The sequence below is a fragment of the Cellulomonas triticagri genome (assembly GCF_003696205.1).
Taxonomy (GTDB): Bacteria; Actinomycetota; Actinomycetes; order Actinomycetales; family Cellulomonadaceae; genus Cellulomonas; species Cellulomonas triticagri.
In genome coordinates this window covers 1-1,787 of the sequence record NZ_RFFI01000246.1, presented here as the reverse complement: position 1 = coordinate 1,787, position 1,787 = coordinate 1, and the positions used below count along the sequence as shown (strand labels likewise).

General features: G+C 78.4%; 3 protein-coding genes. 2 read left to right on the top strand and 1 reads right to left on the bottom strand.

Annotated elements, in window-relative coordinates; translation table 11 throughout:
• Positions 1–883: DsbA family protein (locus EBM89_RS21670; RefSeq protein WP_122151406.1), on the top strand; the 883-nt coding region annotated here is incomplete at its 5' end.
• 54 nt (positions 884–937) lie between these two features.
• Positions 938–1,342: a DUF4259 domain-containing protein gene (locus tag EBM89_RS20555; protein ID WP_122151405.1), complete on the top strand. Its 405-nt coding sequence runs from the start codon at positions 938–940 to the stop codon at positions 1,340–1,342.
• Positions 1,343–1,347: 5 nt separating this feature from the next.
• Here EBM89_RS20555 and EBM89_RS20550 read toward each other — a convergent pair.
• On the bottom strand, positions 1,348–1,787 hold a 440-nt coding region (locus tag EBM89_RS20550), incomplete at its 5' end, for an oxidoreductase C-terminal domain-containing protein (protein WP_305038158.1).

Here is a 1,787-nt window from a genome sequence, read left to right as displayed (position 1 = left end):
CCGGCGGCGGCGCCGCAACCGGCGGCTCGGCTGGACCGCCGCCGGGCTCGGCGCGGTCGCGGTCGCCGTCGTCGCCGTGCTCGCCGTGCAGGCGTCCGCCCGCGCCGCGCAGGTGGGCCCGGCGAACACCCGCTCCGACGGGATCGTGCTCTCCGGCGACGGCACCGCGATCAGCGCCGCGCGCACGACCGCGCTCGACGGGGGCGAGCAGCCCACCGCCACCGTCGTGGACCGCACCTCCGGGGTGCTCGACCTCGTCCTCTACGTCGACTACCGCTCGCCCGACGCCGCCGCGCTGTGGACCGCCAACGGCTCCGCCATCCAGGAGTGGGTCACCGCCGGGTACGCCACGCTGGAGGTGCACCCCCTCGCGCTCGCGGGCGACTCCGACGGCGGGACGGCGCAGGGGTACGCGGCGCGCGCCGCCGGGGCCCTCGGGTGCGTCGCCGACACCGCGCCCGACTCGGCGCTCGCGGTGCACTCCGCGCTGCTCGCCGCGCAGCCCGACCTCGACGCCGACGGGCTCGACCCCGACGACCTCGTGACGCTGGTGCAGGACGCGGGTGTCACGGGCACCGCCGTCGCCGACTGCGTCACCGGCGGCGACTTCACCGACTGGGCCGCCGAGGTCACCGACCGCGCCGCCGACGCGGTGCCCTTCGACGTCGGGGCCGTGAGCACCAGCCCCGTGCTGCTCGTCGGCGGGGAGGAGTACACCGGCGCGGTGGATGACGCCGACGCGCTGCTGGCGTTCGTCGAGGAGGTGTCGACGCGGCTCTCCGAGGAGGCGGCGGCCGCCGCCGGCGCGACGGACGGTGCCACGGACGGGGCGACCGACGCCGCGACGGAGGGTGCGGCGGAGGGGGCGACGGCGGAGGGCTGACCTGCGAGGTCGCGCCCTTGTCGCCTGGCGGTCGGCTGGGTACCGTCGGGCCCCATGGGCACCTGGGGAGCGGGACCGTTCGACAGCGACGGAGCGGGCGACCTGGTCGCGTCGATCCGGCACGGCGACTTCACGTTCGCCGGCGTCGAGCCGTACTTCGAGGACGACGAGTACGTGGAGGCCGACGGCGGCCAGGCCGCGCTGGCGCTGGTCGAGCTCACGCTCGCCGTGCACGGCGCCCCGCACGCCCCGGTCCTCGAGGAGGAGACCGTCGTCCCGGCGTTCGCCGCGCACCTCACGCCGGAGCGCACCACGTGGCTGCTGGAGCAGTCCGACCGGGTGCTCAGCGACCCCGAGACGTCCGAGCTCTACGAGCTGTGGGCGGAGACCGGCGAGGACGAGTGGCTGGCCACCGCCCGGGCGTCGGTCGAGCGGCTGCGGGCGCTGACCGCGGGCTGAGCCCCTCAGCCCGCGAGGGTGCGGGCGAGCGGGACCGCCGGGTCCGCCGCGCGAGCCCGGTCCAGGACCGGGAGCGTCGCCCCGGCGAGCAAGCGGCGCGCCCCGCCGACGTCACGCGGGCGGTCCACCGACAGCACCGCCGTGAGCGTGTCCGTCCCGGGGGCGAACCACAGCGCGGACCACCCGGCAGCGGGGTCGGGGTCGGCGGTGCCGGCTGGGTCCCCGCGGAGCAGCACCTCGTCGTCCGCGCCGGGCAGGCCGTGCAGCGCGAGCTCGTGGCCGAGCTGCGTCGAGAACACGTAGGGCGCCGGGTCCGGGAACGCGCCGGTCGCGCCGAGCAGGCCCGCGACCGCCGCGGCCGGGCCGCGGAGCGCCGCGTCCCAGTGCCCGCCGGGCACCCACCCGTGCCGGGGGGAGCGGCGCAGGGCCGCGTCGCCCACGACGC

What these genes read in the sequence shown, in the direction of transcription:
- EBM89_RS20555 (WP_122151405.1), top strand. Translation starts at nt 938, where the DNA reads ATGGGCACCTGGGGAGCGGGACCGTTCGACAGCGACGGAGCGGGCGAC.